Annotated in this window: 16 protein-coding genes; 8 read left to right on the forward strand and 8 right to left on the reverse strand. The window is 58.1% G+C overall.

Going from position 1 to position 21,219, the window contains the following annotated elements:
• Positions 1 to 445 precede the first annotated feature (445 nt).
• The 4 genes from V3330_RS17435 to V3330_RS17450 all read right to left on the reverse strand — a co-directional run bounded on the left by V3330_RS17435 (position 446) and on the right by V3330_RS17450 (position 6,990).
• Positions 446 to 1,507, reverse strand: coding sequence for an efflux RND transporter periplasmic adaptor subunit (locus V3330_RS17435; protein ID WP_354696732.1), 1,062 nt, complete (start codon positions 1,505 to 1,507; stop codon positions 446 to 448).
• Between the two features lie 14 nt (positions 1,508 to 1,521).
• Positions 1,522 to 4,626: an efflux RND transporter permease subunit gene (locus V3330_RS17440; RefSeq protein ID WP_354696733.1), complete on the reverse strand. Its 3,105-nt coding sequence runs from the start codon at positions 4,624 to 4,626 to the stop codon at positions 1,522 to 1,524.
• Between the two features lie 267 nt (positions 4,627 to 4,893).
• On the reverse strand, positions 4,894 to 5,694 hold the full coding sequence (locus V3330_RS17445; RefSeq protein WP_354696734.1) for a LytR/AlgR family response regulator transcription factor: 801 nt from the start codon (positions 5,692 to 5,694) through the stop codon (positions 4,894 to 4,896).
• Between the two features lie 303 nt (positions 5,695 to 5,997).
• Complete coding sequence (locus V3330_RS17450) at positions 5,998 to 6,990, reverse strand: leucine-rich repeat domain-containing protein (protein ID WP_354696735.1); 993 nt, start codon at positions 6,988 to 6,990, stop codon at positions 5,998 to 6,000.
• A 186-nt stretch (positions 6,991 to 7,176) separates the two neighbouring features.
• Here V3330_RS17450 and V3330_RS17455 point away from each other — a divergent pair, with 186 nt between their 5' ends.
• The 5 genes from V3330_RS17455 (at position 7,177) to V3330_RS17475 (ending at position 12,580) form a co-directional block, all read left to right on the forward strand.
• Positions 7,177 to 8,622: a TrkH family potassium uptake protein gene (locus tag V3330_RS17455; RefSeq protein WP_354696736.1), complete on the forward strand. Its 1,446-nt coding sequence runs from the start codon at positions 7,177 to 7,179 to the stop codon at positions 8,620 to 8,622.
• A 14-nt stretch (positions 8,623 to 8,636) separates the two neighbouring features.
• Entirely contained in the window at positions 8,637 to 10,025 is a 1,389-nt protein-coding gene (gene trkA, locus V3330_RS17460; protein ID WP_354696833.1) for a Trk system potassium transporter TrkA, read from the forward strand.
• Positions 10,026 to 10,274: 249 nt separating this feature from the next.
• Positions 10,275 to 11,453: an AraC family transcriptional regulator gene (locus tag V3330_RS17465; RefSeq protein WP_354696737.1), complete on the forward strand. Its 1,179-nt coding sequence runs from the start codon at positions 10,275 to 10,277 to the stop codon at positions 11,451 to 11,453.
• A 177-nt stretch (positions 11,454 to 11,630) separates the two neighbouring features.
• Positions 11,631 to 12,077 (forward strand): hypothetical protein, encoded by a 447-nt coding sequence (locus tag V3330_RS17470; RefSeq protein WP_354696738.1) that lies wholly within the window; start codon positions 11,631 to 11,633, stop codon positions 12,075 to 12,077.
• On the forward strand, positions 12,035 to 12,580 hold the full coding sequence (locus V3330_RS17475; protein ID WP_354696739.1) for a DUF8051 family protein: 546 nt from the start codon (positions 12,035 to 12,037) through the stop codon (positions 12,578 to 12,580). The genes V3330_RS17470 and V3330_RS17475 overlap by 43 nt, the downstream gene beginning before the upstream one ends.
• Before the next feature lie 211 nt (positions 12,581 to 12,791).
• Here the strand turns inward: V3330_RS17475 and V3330_RS17480 are convergent, their stop codons facing one another.
• Positions 12,792 to 13,694, reverse strand: a complete 903-nt coding sequence (locus V3330_RS17480; RefSeq protein ID WP_354696740.1) for a class I SAM-dependent methyltransferase — start codon at positions 13,692 to 13,694, stop codon at positions 12,792 to 12,794.
• Positions 13,695 to 14,258: 564 nt separating this feature from the next.
• On the opposite strand from V3330_RS17480, the gene V3330_RS17485 reads away from it, so the two are divergent.
• Entirely contained in the window at positions 14,259 to 15,416 is a 1,158-nt protein-coding gene (locus tag V3330_RS17485) for a nucleotide sugar dehydrogenase (RefSeq protein ID WP_354696741.1), read from the forward strand.
• Here the strand turns inward: V3330_RS17485 and V3330_RS17490 are convergent.
• Both V3330_RS17490 and V3330_RS17495 read right to left on the reverse strand, forming a co-directional pair.
• The gene (locus tag V3330_RS17490; protein WP_354696742.1) at positions 15,403 to 16,512 is read right to left on the reverse strand and encodes a glycosyltransferase family protein; all 1,110 of its coding nucleotides are present in this window, start codon (positions 16,510 to 16,512) and stop codon (positions 15,403 to 15,405) included. The two genes, V3330_RS17485 and V3330_RS17490, sit on opposite strands and share 14 nt — an antisense overlap.
• A complete protein-coding gene (locus V3330_RS17495) occupies positions 16,512 to 17,600 on the reverse strand; it encodes an alginate lyase family protein (RefSeq protein WP_354696743.1) in 1,089 nt (362 codons plus the stop codon). Before V3330_RS17495 ends, V3330_RS17490 begins: the two co-directional genes overlap by 1 nt.
• Positions 17,601 to 18,034: 434 nt before the next feature.
• Between V3330_RS17495 and V3330_RS17500 the strand changes: the two genes are divergently transcribed.
• Both V3330_RS17500 and V3330_RS17505 read left to right on the forward strand, forming a co-directional pair.
• On the forward strand, positions 18,035 to 18,199 hold the full coding sequence (locus V3330_RS17500) for a helix-turn-helix domain-containing protein (protein ID WP_354696834.1): 165 nt from the start codon (positions 18,035 to 18,037) through the stop codon (positions 18,197 to 18,199).
• A 644-nt stretch (positions 18,200 to 18,843) separates the two neighbouring features.
• Positions 18,844 to 19,110, forward strand: a complete 267-nt coding sequence (locus V3330_RS17505; RefSeq protein ID WP_354696744.1) for a hypothetical protein — start codon at positions 18,844 to 18,846, stop codon at positions 19,108 to 19,110.
• Here V3330_RS17505 and V3330_RS17510 read toward each other — a convergent pair.
• The gene (locus V3330_RS17510) at positions 19,070 to 20,452 is read right to left on the reverse strand and encodes an ApeA N-terminal domain 1-containing protein (protein ID WP_354696745.1); all 1,383 of its coding nucleotides are present in this window, start codon (positions 20,450 to 20,452) and stop codon (positions 19,070 to 19,072) included. The genes V3330_RS17505 and V3330_RS17510 overlap by 41 nt on opposite strands.
• Positions 20,453 to 21,219 lie beyond the last annotated feature (767 nt).

Consider the following 21,219-nt stretch of genomic DNA (forward strand, 5'->3'; position numbering starts at 1 on the left):
CCAGGCAGGTGATGCGGCGCGTTCCCCTCAGGGGTCTCGCCGCCAGGACGGCGGCGCGAAGGCCCCAGGGAAGGGTTAACGCCGTCCCCTGAGGGGAATGTGCCGCAGCGCCTGCCTGCTCGAGGGCACGTTTCTCCACGAGCCTTCCAGGTAAGGAGAATTGAACTGACGCGAAACCAGCAGCGTCTCCAGGCTGTTGCACCAAAGCCTCGAAGCGATTGTGTCGCAGCGTTTGTCTTTCGGAAACGTCTGAAGACTTTCAGGCCCGGTGATCAAACCCGACTGCCCGGATACAGCCACGGCCCAGAAAAGATTGAGATGGTTGGCAATCAAAACGGCCCGCCGACTGAATTCAGCCAGCGGGCCGCCAGGACGGGAAAGGAGCGCGGGTCAGACGATGATCAGGGAGAAAATCGCGCGCCCCACCCGTTACCTGATCGAACCATCAACTGTTGGTGAGCTTGGTCTCAGCCGCATTCGTGATAATTACCGACTGACCGGGCCGCAGCCGTTCCGCGCCCCGCACCACGACACGGTCGCCGGCATCGACGGCACCGATCACCTCGACCATCGAACCCAGGCCGATGCCGGTGTCGACCATGACCTTCTCGACGGTGTTTTCGGACGTCACCCTCAGGACGAACATTTCCGAGCCTCGCAGCACCAGGGCATCGCGTGGAATTGCAACCAGTTCGCGTGGGTCGCTGTTGGGCAGGGCCACCCGCACCGGGCTTCCCACCACCCACGCCGGGTCGGTGGCGGCCACCCGGATCTCGAACATGCGCGAACGCTCGTCGCCCACCGGAATCACCCGGGCCACCGGACTCAGGGACTCACTGCCGGCATGGTCGACGGACACCTCCAGACCGGGCCGGACATACGGGGAGACCGACAGCGGCGCCTGCACACGGATTTCCCGGTTATCGGTGTCGACGATACGGGCGACCGGCGTGCCCCGGCTGACAAACTCGCCCACCTGAACCAGCCGTTCTACCACCACGGCGGGGAACGGGGCCGCCACGCGGGTTTGTTCGATGCGGCGCCGGGTCTGCGCCACCGCGATGTCGGCCCGCTGGATCTCCTGCAGGGTCATGTCGAGCTGGGACTGGGCTTCGTCGATCTGGTTGGCAGCGGCATTGTCGCTGCGTTGCAGCCGCTGCAGTCGTTCCAGGTTGGCTTCCTGGAAACGCTTCTGGGCGCGCAGGCTTTCCAGCCGTGCCTGATTGTCTCCCAAAGTGAGTTTCAGATCGGTATCGTCGATGCGTGCGAAAGCCTCACCCGCCTCGATCCGGCTGCCGGGTTCGGCGACCCAGGTGATGCGGCCGTCGGTCTCCGCGGCCACCCGGGCATCGTTGCGGCTGATGACCGTTCCCGGTACCCACAGGGTGGCGGAGAACAGGTCTTTGCGGGCGGACTCCACCGACACCGGCGCGGGCGGCGCACCTTGCGCGAACAGGCTGCACGGCAAAAAGATGGTAAGCAGAGTCCAGGCGGTCAGGCGTTTCATATCCGGTTCCTCCGTCAGGCGACCGATTCCAGGTTGCGCGGTGGCACCCCGGCATCAGAGGACTGCGTCGTGGCATGTTTGCCCGCGCCCAGCCGCAGCAGACTCGGCAACATCAACAGGGTGAAGATCAGGCTGCAGGCCATGCCGCCAACGATGGCGGTGGCCAGGCCGCGGTAGATGACGCTGCCCTCGCCGGGCAGCAGCACCAGCGGCAACATGCCGAAAATACTGGTGAACGTGCTCATGAAAATGGGACGCATGCGTACCTGCAACGCGTGCTCGACGGCCTCGTCGCGGCTCATGCCTTCCTGCTCCGCGCTGCGGGTGCGGTCGACCAGCAGGATGGCGTTGTTGACCACCAGGCCCAGCAGAATGATGAAGCCGATCATGGTCAGCAGGTCCATCGGCTGGAAGCTGACCAGGTTCAGTGCCTGCAGAGCAATGATGCCGCCGACCCAGGCCAGCGGTATGGTCAGAACCACCATGGCGCTGTCGCGCAGCGAGCGGAACAGGCCGGCCATCAGCAGGAACAGAATGGCCAGCGCCATCGCAAAATTGCGGCTCATCGTTCCGATGGCCTCGCGCAGGCTGTCGGCGCTACCGCCATAGATGATGGACCCGTCCGCCGGCAGCGCGTCGCGCAGATCCGGTTCGACCTGCTCCCGGATCGTGGTGATCGCGGTTTCCAGGGATACGTTTTCGGGTGGGCTCACCGACAGCGACACGGTGCGCCGGCCATTCACGCGACGGATCTGGCCAGGTCCCGTCGTGCGTTGTACGCCGACCAGTTCGCCCAGGGGAACCACGCCGCCGGCAGGAGTCATCACCGGGGTCGCCTCCAGTTGTTCGGGGGTGTCCCAGTGACCGGACTTGAGGATGATGTCCATCCGGTTCTCACCGTTGAAGTATTCGCCCAGCCACAGCCCGTTGCCCAGCATGCGCACCACGCTGGCGACCTGGATGCGGTTCCAGCCGGCCTCGGCGATGCGGGCGTCGTCGGGCAGGATGCGCAATTCCGGCTCGGCCAGTTCGGGCGGTGGAAATGCTTGGACATTGGCGCCTTCGAATGCCGCCATCAGGCGTTCCTGGCCGGTGGCGGCGGCGCTGACCAGTGCCTGTTCATTCACGGCCTGCATGTGCACGGCGATGTCGCGCCCGCCGCCGAAACCGCCGAACAGGTTGCCTTGCGCCGCGAAGCCGCGGAAATCCGGTATACCCGCAAGGATCTCATTGCGCATGATCTCTTCCAGTTCCTTGACCCGGGACTGGTCCAGCAGTCGGGCGCCGACCGTGCCGCCGCCGCCCCGCCACAGCCAGATGTAGTAGTTCTTCAGGGCCGGCTCCCTGTCGCCGGACATGTACGGCTCCAGGCGTTCGACCAGGATCGGCGCGATCTCGTTTTCCCGGGTTTCCCAGTTGGATCCCGGGGGCATCTGCACGAAGGCATCCACGGCATCGCGTTTTACCGGCGGCAGGTAGTCGAGCTGTGGAAACAGGGCCCAGCTCAGGGCCAGGGGTACCGCGACCAGAACCGTGATGATGAGCGCGCGGCGTTTGCCGGTGCTGCTCGCCCGCATCAGCAGCCCCGACAGGCGCGAGGACCAGACCGGGGCGTCGTCGCGGGTCAGCCGTCGTGCCTTGAGCCAACTGCCGGCCACCGCGGGCAGAATGGTCAGGGCGACGAACAGGGACGCGACCACGGCGATGGCGATGGTCAGCGCCAGGTCGGCGAACAACTGCCCTTCCACGTCCTCCAGAAACAGCACTGGCAGGAAGATGGCCACGGTGGTGGCCGTGGAGGCCATCAACGCGCCCTTGACCTGCGCGGTGCCCTTGAGCGCGGCGACAAAGGGTACCTCGCCCCGCTCGCGCATGCGCACGATGTTCTCGGAAACCACGATGGCGGCGTCGAGTACCATGCCCACGGCGAAAGCCAGCCCCGCCAGTGAAATCACGTTGAGGGTTCGGCCCGTCACCTGCAGCACCACGAAGGTGGCGAGCAGGGAAACCGGAATCGCGGTGGCGATCAGCAGGGTGGCGCGGGTGTCGCGCAGAAACCACCACAGCACACCCACGGCCAGCAGCACGCCAAGCAGCAGGTTGTTGGTCACCAGGCGCACCGCGCGCTGAATGAACACCGAGGCATCGAAGGACTGTTCGATGCCAAGGCCCAGTTCGGCCAGAGGCCCTTCGCGGGCTTCGGCGACAACGGCTTTCACCCGGGTCAGCGCCTCCAGGACGTTGGCGCCGTTCTGCCGGTTGATGCGCACCCCCATGGCGGGATTGCCATTCTGGATGACGAGATCACGGCGCTCCCCGCGGCCGACCCCGATTTCCGCCACGTCACCCAGCCGAACCGGTCGGCCGTCGCGCCATTCCAGCACCTGGTTGCGCAACTGCTCCGGATCGTAGCGGCCCTCGAAGCGCAGGGTGTACTGGCGACGGCCCACGTTGACGAAGCCGCCCGAAACATCATTGCTCTGGCTGGCCACTGAGGCCACGTCGGTCAGCGGCAGTCCGAATTCCGCGGCCCGGTAGGGATCGATGGTGATCTGCAGTTCCTCGGCCGCGCCGGCCAGAATATCCACGCTGGCCACGCCGTCTACGGCCTCCAGGCGCGGTTTGAGAATGTCCTCGACCTGCCGCGCGTAGTCATCGACCTTGCCTGGCGTGCCGGGCAGCTTCTGCACGAAGAACCAGGTCAACGCCTGGTTGGCGGTGCCCTGGCCACCCATTTGAACCACCGGTGGATCGGCGTCGGCCGGCAGCGGCGGCAGGCGGTTCAGCCGGCCGATGATGTCCATCAGCGTTTCCTGCATGTTCGTATCGAGGCTGAACTGCATGTTGATCCATGCACCGCCGTTGAACGCGTTGGCCTCCAGCGTCTGCATGCCGGGCAGGCCCTGCAGCACGTCCTCCATCGGTTCCAGTATTTCCGACTCGACCTCGCGCGGTGACGCGGCGCGCCAGTTGGCCTGCACGCTCATCTGCGGAAGGGCGATGTCGGGAAAAAGCTGTACCGGGAGCGAGCTGACGCTGAACAGGCCGAACATCACGATGATGGCAACCGCCACCGCGACGCCCGCCGGGTTCGAAACCGCCTTCTCGGTGATGCTCATGTCCGCTCCCGCAGTCGGGGCCGTTACCGGCCCTTGTTATTTCGACGCCGACGGCGGTCCCAGGGTTACGGGGCCGTCCGGTGAGGGTGTCCTGATTCAGGGTTGCGGCATGTTAGAGCGTCAACGGGCGCGGAAGTTGTGCGAATAGTCATGGCCTGCGACGACCGGACGGGCGCGAGCGCCAGAACGAAGGAACACGGAATGGGTTGCACCCGCGTTTTCGCCCGGGCGCACGGGATTCGCTGCATGAATGCGTTATCGCCCGGACTAGCTGAAGTACTTGAGCTTGTCCTTGTAGGTGCGCGACAGCTTCAGGGTGTGCCCGCTGGTGAGGGTGAGAAAGTACTCGCCGTTGATGTGCGACTGCATCTCGCGCACGTGTTTGATGTTGACGATGGCGGAGCGATGAACCCGCTGCAGCAGCTTGGGGTCGAGCTCCTGTTCGAGCTGCTTCATGGTCTTGCGCATGATGTGCGTTTCGCCGTTCGCGTGCACGCACATGTAATCGCCGGCCGCGTCAACCCATTCGATGTCTTCCTGTTTCACCCAGGTGGTCTTGCCGCCGTCCTTGATCGCCAGCCGCGCCGGTTTTTTTTTGAGCCGGTCGAGATCCTTGTCGCCGAGCGCGGCAACGCTGTCAATGGGTTCGCCGGCGATTTCGCTGACCAGGTTGAGCAGCGACCTCCGTTCCTTCCTGGCTTTGCGGGCACCCTGCCGGTCACGCACGCGCTGCAGGGCATCCAGCAGGCGTTCGCCCTCGATCGGTTTGAGGATGTAGTCGACGGCGTTCGCTTCGAAGGCTTTGATGGCGAAGTCATCAAAGGCGGTAACGAACACGATGGAAGGGAGTTTGTCCGGCTCCAGCGCGCGCAACACATCGAAGCCATCCATTCCGGGCATCTGGATATCCAGAAACACCAGGTCCGGTTGGTGCTCCTGAATCACCTTCAGCGCTTCACGCCCATTGCGCGCTTCGCCGATCACATGCACGTCCCGGACCGATTGCAGGCGGTGACGCAGGCCTCTGCGGGCGAGTGCTTCATCGTCGACAATCAGGGTTCTCAGCATAGTTCGGGGTGTCTGCATCTTGGCCAGGCTGGCTGGCCAACCTAAGAAGCTGGCTAAGCACTGCGGCCAGGTTGGGCGCGGTGTGTATCAAAAGCATAGCATACAGATCGAGAGAGTCGCCCCGGATTCCGGTGACATCATCGCGGTAGGCGCACGGTGATGTCATAGCGTCCGCTCTGTGCGCCGCTCTACGTCTGGGCTCAGTGTTATTGAGCGACGTTAAAGCGGGTGGGGATTGTTTGTCCTGTCGTCAAGGATGTCCGGATTTCGCCCCGTTTATTCATCCAGGCGATCAATTCCACTTCAACTCCCCGGGACGGAGGTGCATGGTGAGGCAACAATGACGTCCGCTCCGAGAGAGGTTTTCAGGTGCTCAAGCCCCATGCACTCCAGTGGGTTGCCCTTAACGTTAAGCATCTGGATTGCACCCAGGTTTTCCAGCGATCGAACGTCAACCAGTCGATTGTCACTCAGATTCAGACGTTGCAGCGATATGGCACCAGAAAGCGCCGACACGTCAGTCAGTTGGTTCTCCGCAAGATCCAGTTCCTTGAGTACGGGAAGTTCGGCCAGGGCATCCACTTGTTCGAGCCCATTTCCGTCCAGCCGCAATACGGCCAACTGACGTATGTTTGCCAGGGGGTCAACAGTTGCTATTCGATTGTAGGCCAGGTCGAGCTCACGCAGTTCCGCGAGAACGGTCAGCGGTTCCGCTGATTCAATTTCGTTGTGGCTCAAATTAAGCCATTTCAGGGTTTCCAGTTCGGCGATTGTTTCAATGTTTTTCACCTGGTTATGACTGATGGAGAGATACTCCAGGCGCTTCAGGTGAGACAGAAAGGTGATGTCGGAAATTTCGTTATGGTCCAGGTTTAGCGAATTCATCACCATACGCACACGGCTCAAATCGACGTTTCTGATTCTGTTGTAGGTGAGGTCGATTTGTGTCACATGGTCCAGTCGCGCGATCGCGCTAACGTCGGACAATGCGTTATGTGCCAGATCGAGAATACTCAGGTTGACCAGGTTCTCGATGCCGTCCAATGACCTGATCGGTCTGCCGTCGGGGTTTGTGCACTCCAATCGCGTCATCTCTCCGGACGTTTTCCAACCTTGGTGCAAGGCCTGTTCCCGAACGCAGGCTCCAAGAACGGGGTCCGCGAAGACGAGTGATTCTATCGGCGTGTAGACGCTCGCATGGTGAGTACCGTCGCAGGAAGACAGAATGGCCGCGGCGGCCAGCAAAATTGCCCCCGTTGCAGCATGCAGGCACGCGGGTTCGAACTTCAATGCCATGGAAGGGAGCGCCAATACGGATGATGCATCATTTTAGACACTATCGCGGTACAATCCAAACCGACGGGTAATCAATTTCGAGTCACTCTCATCACAACGAATCGGCGTCCTTGTTCCAGTCCGGTTTGCATTCGGATGTAATCGGAATTCACAAGGCGCAACCGTCCCGGGAAAGGCGGCCCCGAAATGCACTGGCGAATGATAACGCACCTTTTTGGAGCCTTGCTGATCCTGTACAGCCTGAGTTTCCTGCCGTCCATTGGCATCGCTTTGGCCTACCAGGACGGAGAATGGCGCATATTCATGACGTCTTTCGTACTTTCTCTGCTGACCGGGCTTTTCCTTTGGTTTCCAGGAAGGCATCAAAAAAGTGAACTTTCGATCAGGGACGGGTTTCTGGTTGTTACGCTTTTCTGGTTGATTCTCGGCATGGTGGGGTCGTTGCCATTCATGCTGGGCCTCCACCTTGACTTCACCGACGCCATTTTCGAATCCGTTTCGGGGTTTACAACAACCGGGGCCACGGTCATCCACCAGCTGGACTTGCTGCCTCCTTCGATCCTGTATCACCGGCAGCAAATCCAGTGGCTGGGCGGTATGGGGGTCATCGTTCTCGCCGTCGCGATCCTGCCGCTACTGGGTGTCGGTGGCATGCAGCTGTACAAGGCTGAGGCGTCCGGGATTGCACAGTACGACAAAATGACCCCGCGCATTGCCCAGACGGCCCGCGCCCTCTGGCTCATCTACTTTTTGTTGACTTTGTTCTGCGCGCTGGGATTCTGGGCCGCCGGAATGGATCTCTTCGATGCCGTCGGTCACGCATTTTCGACGGTGGCCACGGGCGGTTTCTCAACCCACGACGCAAGCCTGGGTTTCTATGATGACCCCATTATCGAGACCATAGCCATCTTTTTCATGTTGGCCGGGGCCACCAATTTCGCATTGCATTTCGCGGCCTTGCGGCAGGTGACGATGCAGCCATATCACACCCAGCCTGAGATGCGGGCTTACTTGATGATTTTCGCAGCGGGTACCGGGGTGGTTGTCATCAGTCTCTATTTTGTCGGCACCTATGACACATTCATGGGCTCATTTCGTCAGGGCGCATTTCAGGTTGCCTCCATCCTGACCAGCACAGGATTTGCTACGGCACCATTTGCTGAATGGCCGCTGCACATTCCCCTGGTGCTGGTGACGCTGTCCTTCATCGGGGGCTGCGTCGGTTCGACGGCCGGCGGTATTAAAGTGGTGCGGGTTTTGCTCCTGGCGAAAATCGCCGTGCGGGAACTGTTTCATCTGGCTCACCCCCAGGCTGTCTTGACGGTGAATCTCGGTGCGGAGCCCGTGTCAGAAAAGGTCTTGTACTCGGTCAAAGGCTTCTTCGTCCTTTACGTTGTGACCATATTGGTGTTGACGGGGGCAAATATGGCCGTTGGCCTTGATCTCGAATCGGCTTTCGGAGCGGTCATGGCTACGGTCAACTTGCTTGGCCCCGGGCTGGGGGATGTGGCGACGACCTTTGCCGAGGTCAGTCCGGCAGTCAAGTGGCTCGGCGTTGCCGGAATGCTGGTGGGTCGATTGGAAGTGTTTACCTTGCTGATTCTTTTTCTGCCCGCTTTCTGGCGTCACTGAAGCCGGGCCTGGCCATAACATTCGAAACTATGAAAATACTCATATTGGGCGCGGGGCAGGTTGGCAAGACCGTTGCGCGGGCTTTGTCCCATGAGCGCAGCGATGTCACGATTATCGACAAGGATCCAAAAACGCTTCAGGATATGGAAGGGCGCCTGGATGTGAAAACCATTCTGGGACATGCGTCACATCCCGATGTGTTGATTCGTGCGGGGGCGGAAGATACCGAACTGATTCTGGCCGTCACCGACAGCGACGAGACCAATATGGTGGCCTGCCAGGTCGCCTACACACTGTTTCACATCCCGACCCGCCTCGCTCGCGTGCGCTCGAGTTCCTATCAACGACACTCCGAGTTGTTTGGGCACGAGGCGGTCCCCATTGACTTTCTGATCAATCCAGAAACGCTGCTGGTCAATTCGATCAAACATTTGATCGAACAGTCCGAGGCGCTACAGATACTGGACTTCGCCGACGGATTGGTGCAGTTGGTTGCGGTCAAGGCACATAGCGGTGGCCCATTGGTCGGTCATGAACTTCGGAGTCTGTCCCAAAAAATACCCAATGTGGCGACTCGTATCGTTGCCGTCTACCGCCATGATCAGGCGATTGTCGTCAGCGGTGCCACCGTGATCGAAGACGACGACGAGGTATTCTTCCTCGCCGCCACTCCCGACATCCCGGCAGTTCTCGCTGCATTCGGTCGATCTTCCAAGCCAGCCAAGCGCGTGATCATTGTCGGCGGAGGCCGCGTCGGTGAGCGACTGGCCCGCAGCATCGAAAACAATCACCTGGCTAAAATTGTCGAGCGTGACTACGAGCGTTGCCGGGATCTTTCCCGCATGTTGTACCAGTGTATTGTGCTTAATGGTGACGCGACTGACGCATCGTTGCTGCGGGATGAAGCGGTGGGTGATACGGATGTTTTTTGTGCCGTCACCGATGATGATGAGACGAATATACTGGCCGCCATGCTGGCCAAGCGCTATGGGGTCGGCAAAACCCTGTCGATCATCAATCACCCAGACTATCTCGATCTGTTGCGGGGTGGAGCCGTGGACATAGCCATCTCCCCGGCACTCTTCACGATCAGCGCGATCCTGGCGCACATTCGCAAGGGCGATGTCATGGCCGTGCATTCGCTTCGCCGCGGCGCGGCGGAAGCTATTGAGATCATTGCCCACGGCGACAAGACTTCGTCGCGGGTCGTAGGCCGCAAAGCCAAGCAACTGCCGCTGCCCAGCGGCACTGCCATCGGTGCCATCGTGCGCGAAGGTACGTTGTTGTTTATCAACTCGGAAACCGTCATTAGAACCGACGATCACATCATTCTGTTCGTGCCGGACAAACGCGATATACCCGACGTGGAGCGATTGTTTCAGGTGAAATCGGTCTTTCTTTAAACGATGAAATCAACGGATATTCGATCAATCATGGAGTGCCAGTTGGCCGTCGTGTCGACAATCGATGGTCCGGGAGCTATCTGTTTTGACCGGTCGAGCCGGGCGGGCACGGGCAGCCAGTACAAGAATCCGGCCTCGGGACCGGAGCAGCTGGGAGAATAGAACCCGCGACGCGAGCCGGCGAATGTGCCATCGTCTCGATTCCGGCGGCATATCGGTACAATAAGCGCGCACCGTTGGCGGAACCGTATGACACCTTCGTTTTCCCTGATTCCCGTGCTGTATCTACTCGGCGCCGCGCATGGCCTGTTTCTGGCCTTCGTGCTGCTGACCCGTTCGCCCGGGTCGGCACGCGCCAATCGGTACCTGGGTTGCTATACCCTGGTATTCGTCGCCGCGCTGGTCGATTACTTCATCGAACTGACCGGACTGGAACGATCCCTGATCGGGTTGCGGACGCTGCTGTGGCCCAAGGAATTCCTGTACGGCGTACTGGTTTACTTCTACACGCGCGAGATGACGACGCCCGGCCGCTACGTGTTGCGTGGCCGGCAGTGGTGGCATTTCGCTTTGCCCCTGCTGCACGTCGCCGTGACCTGGCCGTTGTTGTTGCTGCCCGGCGACACGCAGTTCGCCATTCTCAATGACCAGCCGGGCCCGCAGTTTCTGCAGCGGGCCTGGGCACTGCTGCTGGGCGATGCGGAACTCGTCGTTACCGTGGTGCAGCTCACGGTTTACCTGGGGCTGTCGCTGAGGCTGATTCGCCGACACCAGAAACGCCTGCCGCAGACCTTTTCCTATCGCGAAAAAGTCAATCTGTCCTGGTTGCGCAATCTGCTGGTGGGCACCTTCGCCGTCTATTTCATCTGGCTGGCGGCGGAATTTTTGAACCTGGAAGAATCGTTGGACGCCGGGCTCGATTTCGCGCTGGGACTCAGCATGGTCCTGCTGATCTACAGCATGAGCATCCTGGGACTGCGTCAGCCGCGCATCTTCGCCGCGGTGCCGGCCGATGCCCGTCCCGACATCGGCACCGTGGAAAGCGTGTCTCGCGATCACGAGCAGAAGTACCGCAATTCGGCCCTTTCCGCGGAAATGAGCGGACAACTGATGCGGGAGGTCGACGCCTTGATGCACCGTGAAAAACCCTACCTCGATGGCAGTTTGTCCCTGCCGCAGTTGGCCGCTCGGATGAATATTTCCAGCAACTATCTGTCGCAGGCCATCAATCAGCACGCCGGCCAGAATTTCTTCGATTACATCAACGCCCACCGGGTGGAGGAAGTGAAGGCCCTGATGCGCAAACAGCCCGATCAAACCGTGCTCGACCTGGCGCTGGACGCGGGCTTCAATTCCAAATCGGCGTTTTACACGGCTTTCCGGCGGCATGCCGGGAAGACACCCGGTCAGTACCGTAAAACCCTTTAGAAACATGAACTTGAATTGATTCCGGCCTTGAGTCTGCGGGGTCCTGATTCCTGATTTACAGGGAATTCGGGTACGGATACTCACGCCCGGACGACCTCGGCTCCAGACATCTCCAGACTGCTCCCCGGTCGGCGGCATCGCCGTTCGACGAACAGACACGACCGAGAGGAGCACATCATGAAAAACTTTCCATTTTCCGTTCTGCTGGTTTCCAGCCTGCTGACCGCCTGTGTCAGCGCCAACCCCGAAAAAGCACCCCATGGCGGAGGCCCCGGATCTGGCAGCGTGGTTTTCTATCGCACCCACAGCCTGCAGGCGACCCTGGCCGACGCCTACATTGGAACCGGCGACGACTACTTTCTGCAGCTCGACGAAGACGAGTACACCCGCGTTGAAGTCAAAGGCGGATTTCACCAGTTCAGGGCCCGGGCGCAGGGTAGCGTTTCGTCGGATACGCGGGTCAAGGTCAATCCCGGTGAGACCGTGTGTGTCGAGGCTCGGCCCAACTACGAAGAACTGGAGTGGTTGGCGGTGCCTTTCGTCAACGCCTTCATTCCCAGCTTCGTGCTGGAGGAAACGCCGTGTCCCTCGGCCGAGGAAATGTCCCGGTGGACCCGGGTGTGACGCCGGCCCGTCCCACTGCGAAACCCGGCCCCGCTGTGGCGGTGATGCTGATCGTTTCCGGGCTGATGCTGGCCACGCTGGCACCGGGAGGTCCCGTGGAAACACGGGATTTCTCGCACATCCAACCGGTGATACTGGGCCTGTTCAATGCGTATCTGACGGTCCTCGGCCTGGGGTCTCTGCTGCTGGGGTTCCTGGCGCTGAGGCGTCCGTTGCATCCGTCCCTGCCGGTGCTGGCCGGCCTTTCCTACCTGGCCGTTTACGGACTGGATCTGACCCGGGTTTTTCCGGTGTCGCCAACCCCGATGAACCAGGCGCTGTGGTCCATAGAAGTTGCGGGTCTGATCCTGGCGGTGCCGCTTTGCATATGCGGCTTCCTGCTCGGCCGCCGGGCGGCGCGGGGTGGGGCGGATCGATCGCTGCCCGTGTCGGCCTGGGTGATTTTCGCACTGGTCGGACTGGCCATCGTCGTGTTCACGACGCTGGAGGCCATGGGTCGGTAGCCGGGTTGCAGGAAGTCCTGCAGCGCAAGCACCGATTGCGGCTGGCCTTTTCGTGACGGCGCAACCAGGCTGAGTTGAGCCACGCCGGCATGCCAGCGCGGCAAGACCCGCTGCAGTTGGCCATTCCGCCGCATCGGCGGGGTGGCAACGCGCTGCCGTGTCCAGGTGGCAGTGCCGTTTCAGGCCGCGACTGCGATGTCGCTATCCGAGATTATCCAGCCAGCGGCGCTGGCGAACAAATGGCATACATTGCGCTATCGAAATGTACTTTGCATGCTGCATTAATTGCACGGTTGATATGGTATTTGGCAACTTTGCGTGCAGGTCGATCGACGTGCACATCATCAATTCCGAAATCAAGAATTCTGAAACCGAGTTGCCTGAGAAATGCTTTGAATACAGCCGGCGTAAAGTGTGTCAGGTGTATTTCTTCCCCAAATGCCAACTGGCCAAGCGAGTGTCGCTCGGCCGGGGATTTTCGGGTGCGTTTTACGCGGTCCCGCAGAATGGGCGTTAACTCATTGGGTATGGCTACCGCAACAATTCCGTTTGGCGTCAGACGGTGCCTGATGTCTTTCATTAGAAGCCGTGGAGCCGGTACATGTTCCAAAACATGCCATAGTGTGATGACATCGAAGTTTTGATAACGGTCTGGAAAATCGGCCAATTGCCCATGGTGAACGCGGTGTCCGTGTGCTTGCGCCTGTCGAACGCCGGTTTTTGATATTTCGGTGGCCTGCGTATCAAAGTGGCGCTTGGCAAATTGCAGAAAAAAGCCGTCGCCGGTCCCAATATCCAGCAGGTTTCCTGACTGCATGTGGCGGAGAATCAGTTGTAGTCTTTTCTCCCATAAAAACGTTCGGGCCGGCAACTCGTCCTGCCATCGGGAAAAGGTTAAACCGGATTCATAGGATTTCAATATGGCAGCCTGGGTTGGTCGGGGGGTTCTGAAATAGAGCGAACAGTTTTTGCAAACGTTCAAGTCAGGTAATGCCACTTGCCGATGTTCATCGGACAAGCAAGCGGGGCAGTTGTGGACTATTTCAGCATTCATGCAGGCCGGTGCTTGCTGGTTGGTCGATGACCACAATGATGCCGCATCACTACTGTCCATTTAGTGGTTTAACACGGTTTTAATTGAAGGCGTCCCACGCCAATGAGTCGTTTGGCCTCGTCTGCAATTGGTTTGCAGGACTTTTTCAGTTTACACGCCCCGGCTGAGTACCCGAATTGCGACCCGCAGGGCCAGTAGTGTTTTCGCAACAGCCTCAGGTTCAATGGCTTTTGGAATTTCACTGCGTGCCTGGCCGACTTCAATGCAGCGTCGAGAGAATGCTTCAAGTTCCCGAAAGCCTTCGAGAGGCAGCAAGGCCTGTTTTCATCGCGCCCGCCGACCCCACCCGGACGAATGGGTCAAGCTGCTGGATTCCCTCACCTGCCGCATCGTCCGGTGCGGGCTCATGCTGTCAGGACCCTGGTAGCCCGCAGGCCTCAGGCACCGGCGGGGAAAATGGATCGCCACATCCTCAAGGGGCCAGGTTTTACGGATTCTCCTCGCCCTCGATGAAGGCGGAAATGGAGTTAACCCGGGTGTGGAAACCGTCTCCCAAAAAAGGTAAATTTCCGTGTGCCATCAGAAGCTGAACAGCCCGCCACACGCACGCCCGATGTAACCATCGTGGGCGGATTGGGCCGCGTGGGCCTGCCGCTTGGAATCACTCTGGCGCAAGCGGGACTGCGCGTATGCCTGCTGGACAGAGACGCCGATAAAGCCGCGGCAGTCAACAACCTTGATATGCCATTTGTCGAACACGGCGCCGAGGCGCTGATGGAACAGACGATGGGCAGCGGCAATCTGTGGGTTTCGCTGGATGTCGCTGCTGTGGCGTCAAGCAGATACGTGGTGGTGACCATCGGTACATCCCTGGATCAAGGGCTGAAGCCGGACGCCCAGGAATTCATCGAAGCCATCTGCGCTCTCATTCCGTTTCTGAATGACGAGCACATCATCATCATCCGAAGCACCATCGCCACAGGCGTCCTGCGACGGCTCAGCGAGGCGCTGGCCGATGGCGGCTACGACGCCCACATCGCCTACTGCCCGGAGCGAATTGCCCAGGGGCATTCCATCCGTGAATTGAGAGAATTGCCCCAGATCGTTGCAGGCTTGAGCGAGACGGCGATCAGCGCTTCGGAGGAATTGTTCAGGCAAGTATCCCCCAGCGTCATTCGGGTCTCGGTCGAGGAAGCTGAACTGGCCAAGTTGTTTTCCAACGCCTGGCGTTATATCGAATTTGCCGTTTCAAACCAGTTCTACATGATGGCCCGCGAATGCGGTGCGGACTACGACCGGATTCGCCATGCCATGACCGAGGGTTACACCAGGATCAAGCGATTGCCGTCGCCGGGATTTGCAGGCGGACCCTGTCTGTTCAAGGACACCATTTACCTTGACGCGCTGGGCTGTGATGGCTTCCCGCTTGGTCGATCGGCGTTGGCGATCAATGAGGGAATGCCCGGGTTCCTGATCGACGAATTGCGGCAACGACATGATGTGGGCAAGGTCATCATCGGGATACTGGGCATGGCATTCAAGGCAGACACGGACGACACGCGCCATTCACTTTCCTATGCGCTGCTGGAACGTCTCCAGAGCCTCGGTGCCCGCGTGCTTTGCTCGGATGAGTACGTAGACGATGAAGATTTCGTCGCACTGGATGAGCTGATTGACCGCTGCGATATCGTGATCGTTGGCGTACCCCACCATGCCTACCGGGGGATGGAAGTACCGGCCACGGTTGAGGTGATTGATCCCTGGGGCATCACTGCCCGGTAAGGGCATGCGCGGGGCCGCGCTCAAGTACCTGATTGAAAAAATCGACGTGTTGTTGGGCGATCTGCGGCCAATTCCAGTGTTGCCGGGCAAAAGTGCGATTGAGTTCGCCGTGGCCGTCCTGGCTGAGCGCATACGCACGTTCCAGTGCCGCTGCCAAAGATTTCGGGTTACCCGGCGCGTATACAGGATTGCCTGTTTCGCGCAGCATCTCTCCAACAACCCCGGTGTCCGGGCCGACTACGACTTTGCCGAATGTGAAACCCAGTTGCAGATTGGCTGAGTTCAGCACATGGATGCGTGAAATCACCAGTACGTCAGCCGAATTGACGTAATACTGAACCTGCTCCGCAGGCACCCGCCCTACCCGAAACCGGACCCTTGAATCGATGGCTGCCCGGGCCCGGAACCAGTGGCGGCGAAACCTCTGGGCGCGGGTCTTTTTGTCTGATCGGCAAATCACCATCAAGCGGGCATCGCGCCGTTTCATCAACCGAAAGCCGTCAAGAACCTGCTCTCCTTCTTCAATGTGCCGCATGTCGCCGAAGGACAGGTAGACGCCGCCGGAATTGTCCAGTCGAAAGTGTTGGCGAGCGGCCTGGCGGCTGACGGTATTGGGAAAATTGACCGGCATTCCGGCTGGAATGATGGCGTGGGGCACATCAGCCGTTTGCGGGTAAGTAGATGTCCATTCGTCCAGCGAACTTCTGCCACGATGGATGATTCCGTCCATGTGGGAATAAACAGCGGCGTACAGTTGACGTGAAATTTCTGAATCGCGGTAGTGGGGAAATCGATTGTGAACCGTGGCGATCAGGCGGGTCGTGCGGCGCGCGGATTGCAGACACCGAACGAGTCGGCGCAGTTGCGATGGGTTCGGCGGCTTCCAGCTGAACAACACCTCTGGCCAGTGAAAATGTGCGATGTCGGCCTCGATTGATCCCCTCCAGAAGCGTTTGAGGCCCAACGTGACGTCGCCGATGTCCGGATGCTCACGTAGGGCACCCACCAGCAAGTCGATCGAGGGATTATCCTGCAGCTTAAGCGTGACTTCGAAAACGCCGATGGGTCTGTTCTGCATGGCCGTGGATTGCAACATCAATAAAACAACTGCCAGAACGGGCGAATGCCGTCACCGGGGTGAAACAACGGCTCAATGGAGTCCAGCTCGGGAACTCTGACGCACGCCGTGTCCGCGGATGTCCCGTAGATCGTATGAAAGGTGTAGGCAATGGGATGAAAGCGCTGTGTATCGAAGGCATCAATCTGGGTGTATGGCCATGGCCTGTCGACGTAATCCAGCAACCATTGCATGCCCTGTCGAATACTCCGGCCATGCTCGCCTTCGACTGTCCATAGATCCAGGCCGAACCCGTCCGCCAGCCTGGCGAGGTGAATCCAGCCCTGCATGTTGAAGCTGCAATAGCTCAGTGACTGGGTTCGCTGAATCTCGTAGACCTGCCGCCCTCGAGCGTCGAATTGCTCCGCCAGCCGGCGCCGGCTGCGTCGAACGGTCTTCTTGACCAGTCGCCGGCGCTCAAGAAACGACCCGATGGCGGCGATCTGCAAATCGTAGTAGGTCCCGTGGTTATTGGCTGTTGCGCACTCTTTCTTGCCCTGTGTGCTGGTGGTCAGCCATTTCAGGTACTGCCCCAGCCATTTTCTGAATTGCGCATGTTCTTGCTTCGAAACGGCCCCGGATCGAACGATGACCCGCACGGCATCCAGAAAATAGTACAGGTCCTTCATTTCAATGACGCCACTGGAAAACCCTTTGTTCCGGTTGTGCCCCCGTCTGACCTGGGCGTATTCAAGACTGGGATTCATGGCGGAACGCGGGTCGAGAAACCAGCTTCGAATCGAACGAGCCGCATGGTCAGCGTATCGCTCTTCTCCAAAATGCTCCCAGGCCAAAGCCAGGATGGTTACGTCATCGAAAGTACGCTGCAGACGCGTTCGGTCGAATTCCCCACAGAGATCGTCGTACAGCCTCGACCCGGGAACGCGGCGCCCGTCCCGTCTGACATATGGAAGGCCGGACTTCGAGTCCGGATCGGGCCACCAGTAAGGCGAGGGGCTCCAGTAGTCATGACGATCGCCGCTGGGCGCACAACCCGATTTGTCGAGGACCGAATACGGTCCGCGCAACATCGCCGCTTCAGCCTCTTCGGCGAGGCGTGTTGACAATGTGCGCCACGCGCCTGCTTTTAGTCGGCGACTGACTCCAGTATTCAAATAGACTCCAATATTTTATTCGACCCCGTATCCGACCCCGAATCCGACCCGCAGCATTGTATTGCCATCATCGCCGCGTAACCAAATTCAACCTCGGACCGCCCACGCAACCTGCGAAACTCCCGCTTCAGGCGGTTACTCCCTGCAGGCAGATAATCACCTGAGGCGTTGCTCCCGGCTGATCGGGGCGGTGGTAAGTGCGCAGCATCAAGAGAGCGTGCCCTGGAAGGCACGTTGGAGTCGATCCAGGTACGGTGTTGAATTGGGAAAAGGGCTCCACAGAGCCACCTATCTCAGCGATTCCAGCCATACTGTCGTATCTTGGCTACGATCCATTTCCAATGCCCAAATCAAGCGCAGAACACCTGCTCTCTAAACGTCATGAAATGGGGTGGTCGATTGAACAGGCCGCGGATGAGCTTGGGGTCGACCCGGCGAATTGGAGTCGGTGGGAGGGGGGGAGGCCGAATCTCTATCGTCGACACCGAAAATTGATTGCTTCGATCTGTGACGCGAACCAAGTCGAGTTCGAGAGCCAGGGCTCAAACTAGCGCGTGGCGCGCGCATCGCCCGATTCACCGCAACTCTCCATTCCCAGCTGATCCACGGGCAATCGCCCAGGGCCACATTCGGCCTGGACCGGAAATTCACGCCATAAGCGCCCGCCATTCTCTCGCTCAGGTGCGCTTGCAGATCCTTTTTCACCGATTCAGCAGAATTCGTCAATCCTCGTTGGGACAACACCGCACAAACAGTACCTGCCTCAGCCCCGAAAAACGCTGTTTATCCTTCCTAAACGCCGCCAAAATGGTTTTCTCGTTGATGCTTTACACTGCTCGGGGTACAAAATGTCCGAATTTTCTGAACATAACGTGTTTCAAATGTATGTGGCTAACGGTGAGAAGCCCGGCTTTTGGCTTCGCCGTACGACATGGGGTAACACCTGCGCAATGGTTACTTCGGTCGGAGAGTTCAGGGGGGCTCCGCCATACTACGGGAATCCGACGGTTCTCGCAGACATCTACGATTTGCGAACGGGCGCATTGAAGGAGAAGGGGGCGGTAATTCCTGTGCCCGGAACCTACAAGACTTGGCGTCTTATCGACCCTCCCGAATGGTCGAAGCAAGCCAATTAGACGCTTTCGGCCTGTTGCAAGAAATCTAGACTTAGCCAACAACAAGGCGTAATACTTAAGTGCGACAGTTCTACGGCGTTAATCCAGTTGAATACACATTTGTGAACATCGCTGTGCGCTTGGGTTACTCAAAGACCAAGGGGCGTAAGGCATTCTTCGCTTTCCGGCAAATCCAAAATGCTGGCATCGAATCATGGGAGCGCGAACATCCCTCAGAAGTCAGTGAGTGGCACCGTGAAATCATTGTTGTTGCCGGGTATCAAAAGATATTTGAAGAGCAGAAAATTACAAACGAAGCTTCTGCGAAAGACGGTGATTGTTCTTAACAATCGCATCGATCTCATCTTCATCGAATCCGAGAATTGCCAAAAAGCTCAATTGCAGCATAGCCTCTAATTTCAAGCAGATTCCGTAAAGTTGCCCGCTTGATGCTGCCTTGCTCTTCAGCGATTCATCCCAGTGAGTGAAATAATTTCGAGTATCAACGATTTTAGCGATTAGGCTTGACCTGCTTTTGGCATTGCCAAAGTGACGTTGGAATGGTTTCATGACTCTAGTAAGTCTTTTCCGAAGAGGAATCTCGTTGGCGTAGGTCATTTTTCCTTTGAGCCATTCTTTATAAGTGTCTGGGCAGGTTTCTATCAAAGTTTCAACGAGCTCATCAAATTCCGCATCGGCAAAATGTGTTTCGTCAGCTGATCTACGATGAAGTGATTCCACCCCTTGGGCCAGTGCCAGAAACTTACCTTCGTTGTACTTATTGGGCTGAAGTCGGGAGTTGAAGTAAAGCCCCAATGAAGGCCAAACAACGTCATATGCTTCAAACCAGTTTTTCAACGTTCTGTTGAAGTCTTTGATGTTCTTAAGCCTGAACAACATTGATCGAAAGTTGATTCGTGGTGGTGACTGCAAGAAAGAAATACTTGGATAGATAAGCTTAATCTGCCGAGGTATCAACTTTCCGCTGGCTAGTTCGTCAGTGATGGACTCGCTCGTGTAAGAGGCTTCGTCAACGGCTACAGTCTCGTCAATTGCCAAACTCAACAGGTTTGTTATCCGATGTACAACGCCTTGAAACTCCGATAATTGACGCGGGGTTTCAGACTTGATCACCAAATGTGCTTTCTGTTTTATTGTGGTTTCGCGCCAATAGGGCGGCCCCGGCAAATTGTACGAATAGGCTATTTCAAGCTTCATTTCGCTCGGCAGTACATACTGGACCTTGTTAATTTGGCGAAACTTGATGTCCATCTCGGAACAGTTCTCGTGATATTGAGTGCTAATCCCTGACAGACCGATCCACTCATCCAATCCCTCAACTGAAAAACAGAACGAGTTCAGTAGAATTTGTTCATTTTTTTCATATGCCACCCCGCATATTAGTTGACCCACATGGATGACAGATTTTGCTGGCACACCAAACGAGTGCATGGAGGAGGTGAAGAAACAATTTTCCAGAGTGACAAAACCTTCTTTTTCAACCAGACCACAAATTCTCGGAAGTTCCTGATCATCAAATAAAGCATTCCCTGTCTCGTTGAATGCTTCGAGAATTTCCAGTTCTATGCTTCCACCATCACGAACCGTTAAATTGCCCGGCACTTTCCGCCCTTCATTTGTTGCGAGCCAAAAGTTTCCCGATAACGAATGTTCTACCGGAATGCGCATGAATCACCCCTAATTTGAAGCCCAGAGGCAAACGATACTTATGTTAACCCGTCGTGTTGGGTTAGGCCCCGTTTCTTCGGACGGTTGAGATAAGAGTGATTTCCGTTTTTTCGCTGCTCTCCAGTCTATGGGCTGGATGGGGTCGGGCCAAGAAAATGCGTCATAACTAACTGAGTTAATGCAGTATTCCATTATTGTGGGGTTGGGTTTGTGCTCTTAGGTGGCAAGTTCTTTTGAGCAAAACCGTGCTTTAAAGGAATCCGGAACCGCTACGCCCTCTGTCGATTTGGGTTGACGCTCGATCGCCCTGGATCTGAGCGCTTCCGAAATCCACCTCCGGTGGTGGCGCCTGAGTGTTTCTGCTGTAGCGAAACCGGTCAGAAGGCATAAAGCTCCAACATCGATGATTCGGTAGCGCGTTGGCGGCGTCTGAATCTCCAGATATCCGCCGTCGTTCCACGGTCCGGGTGTCGGACCACGCCGGCCCGAACCATCGACACCGCAGTGGCGAAATAGCGGCCTTCCCTGAAATCACCCTAGCGCTCCGTGTGCTGGTTGGACTTCTGAGGGACCTGCCCGGCACCGCCTGGGTTCTAATTTCGCTTGGCTCTGGGCATGCAAGTCTCAAAAGCATGATTCTGATGCCCAAATGGCTGTTCTAAGGGACGATTATCCTGTTGATCTTTGTAAGAATCTTTTTATTTCAGGTTATTACACGCCCATGGGCTGGCCCGACCCCAATTAACCCTTTGCCCGAGATTGTAACG

It is taken from the genome of Elongatibacter sediminis (assembly GCF_037892215.1).
Classification (GTDB): Bacteria; Pseudomonadota; Gammaproteobacteria; order Xanthomonadales; family SZUA-36; genus Elongatibacter; species Elongatibacter sediminis.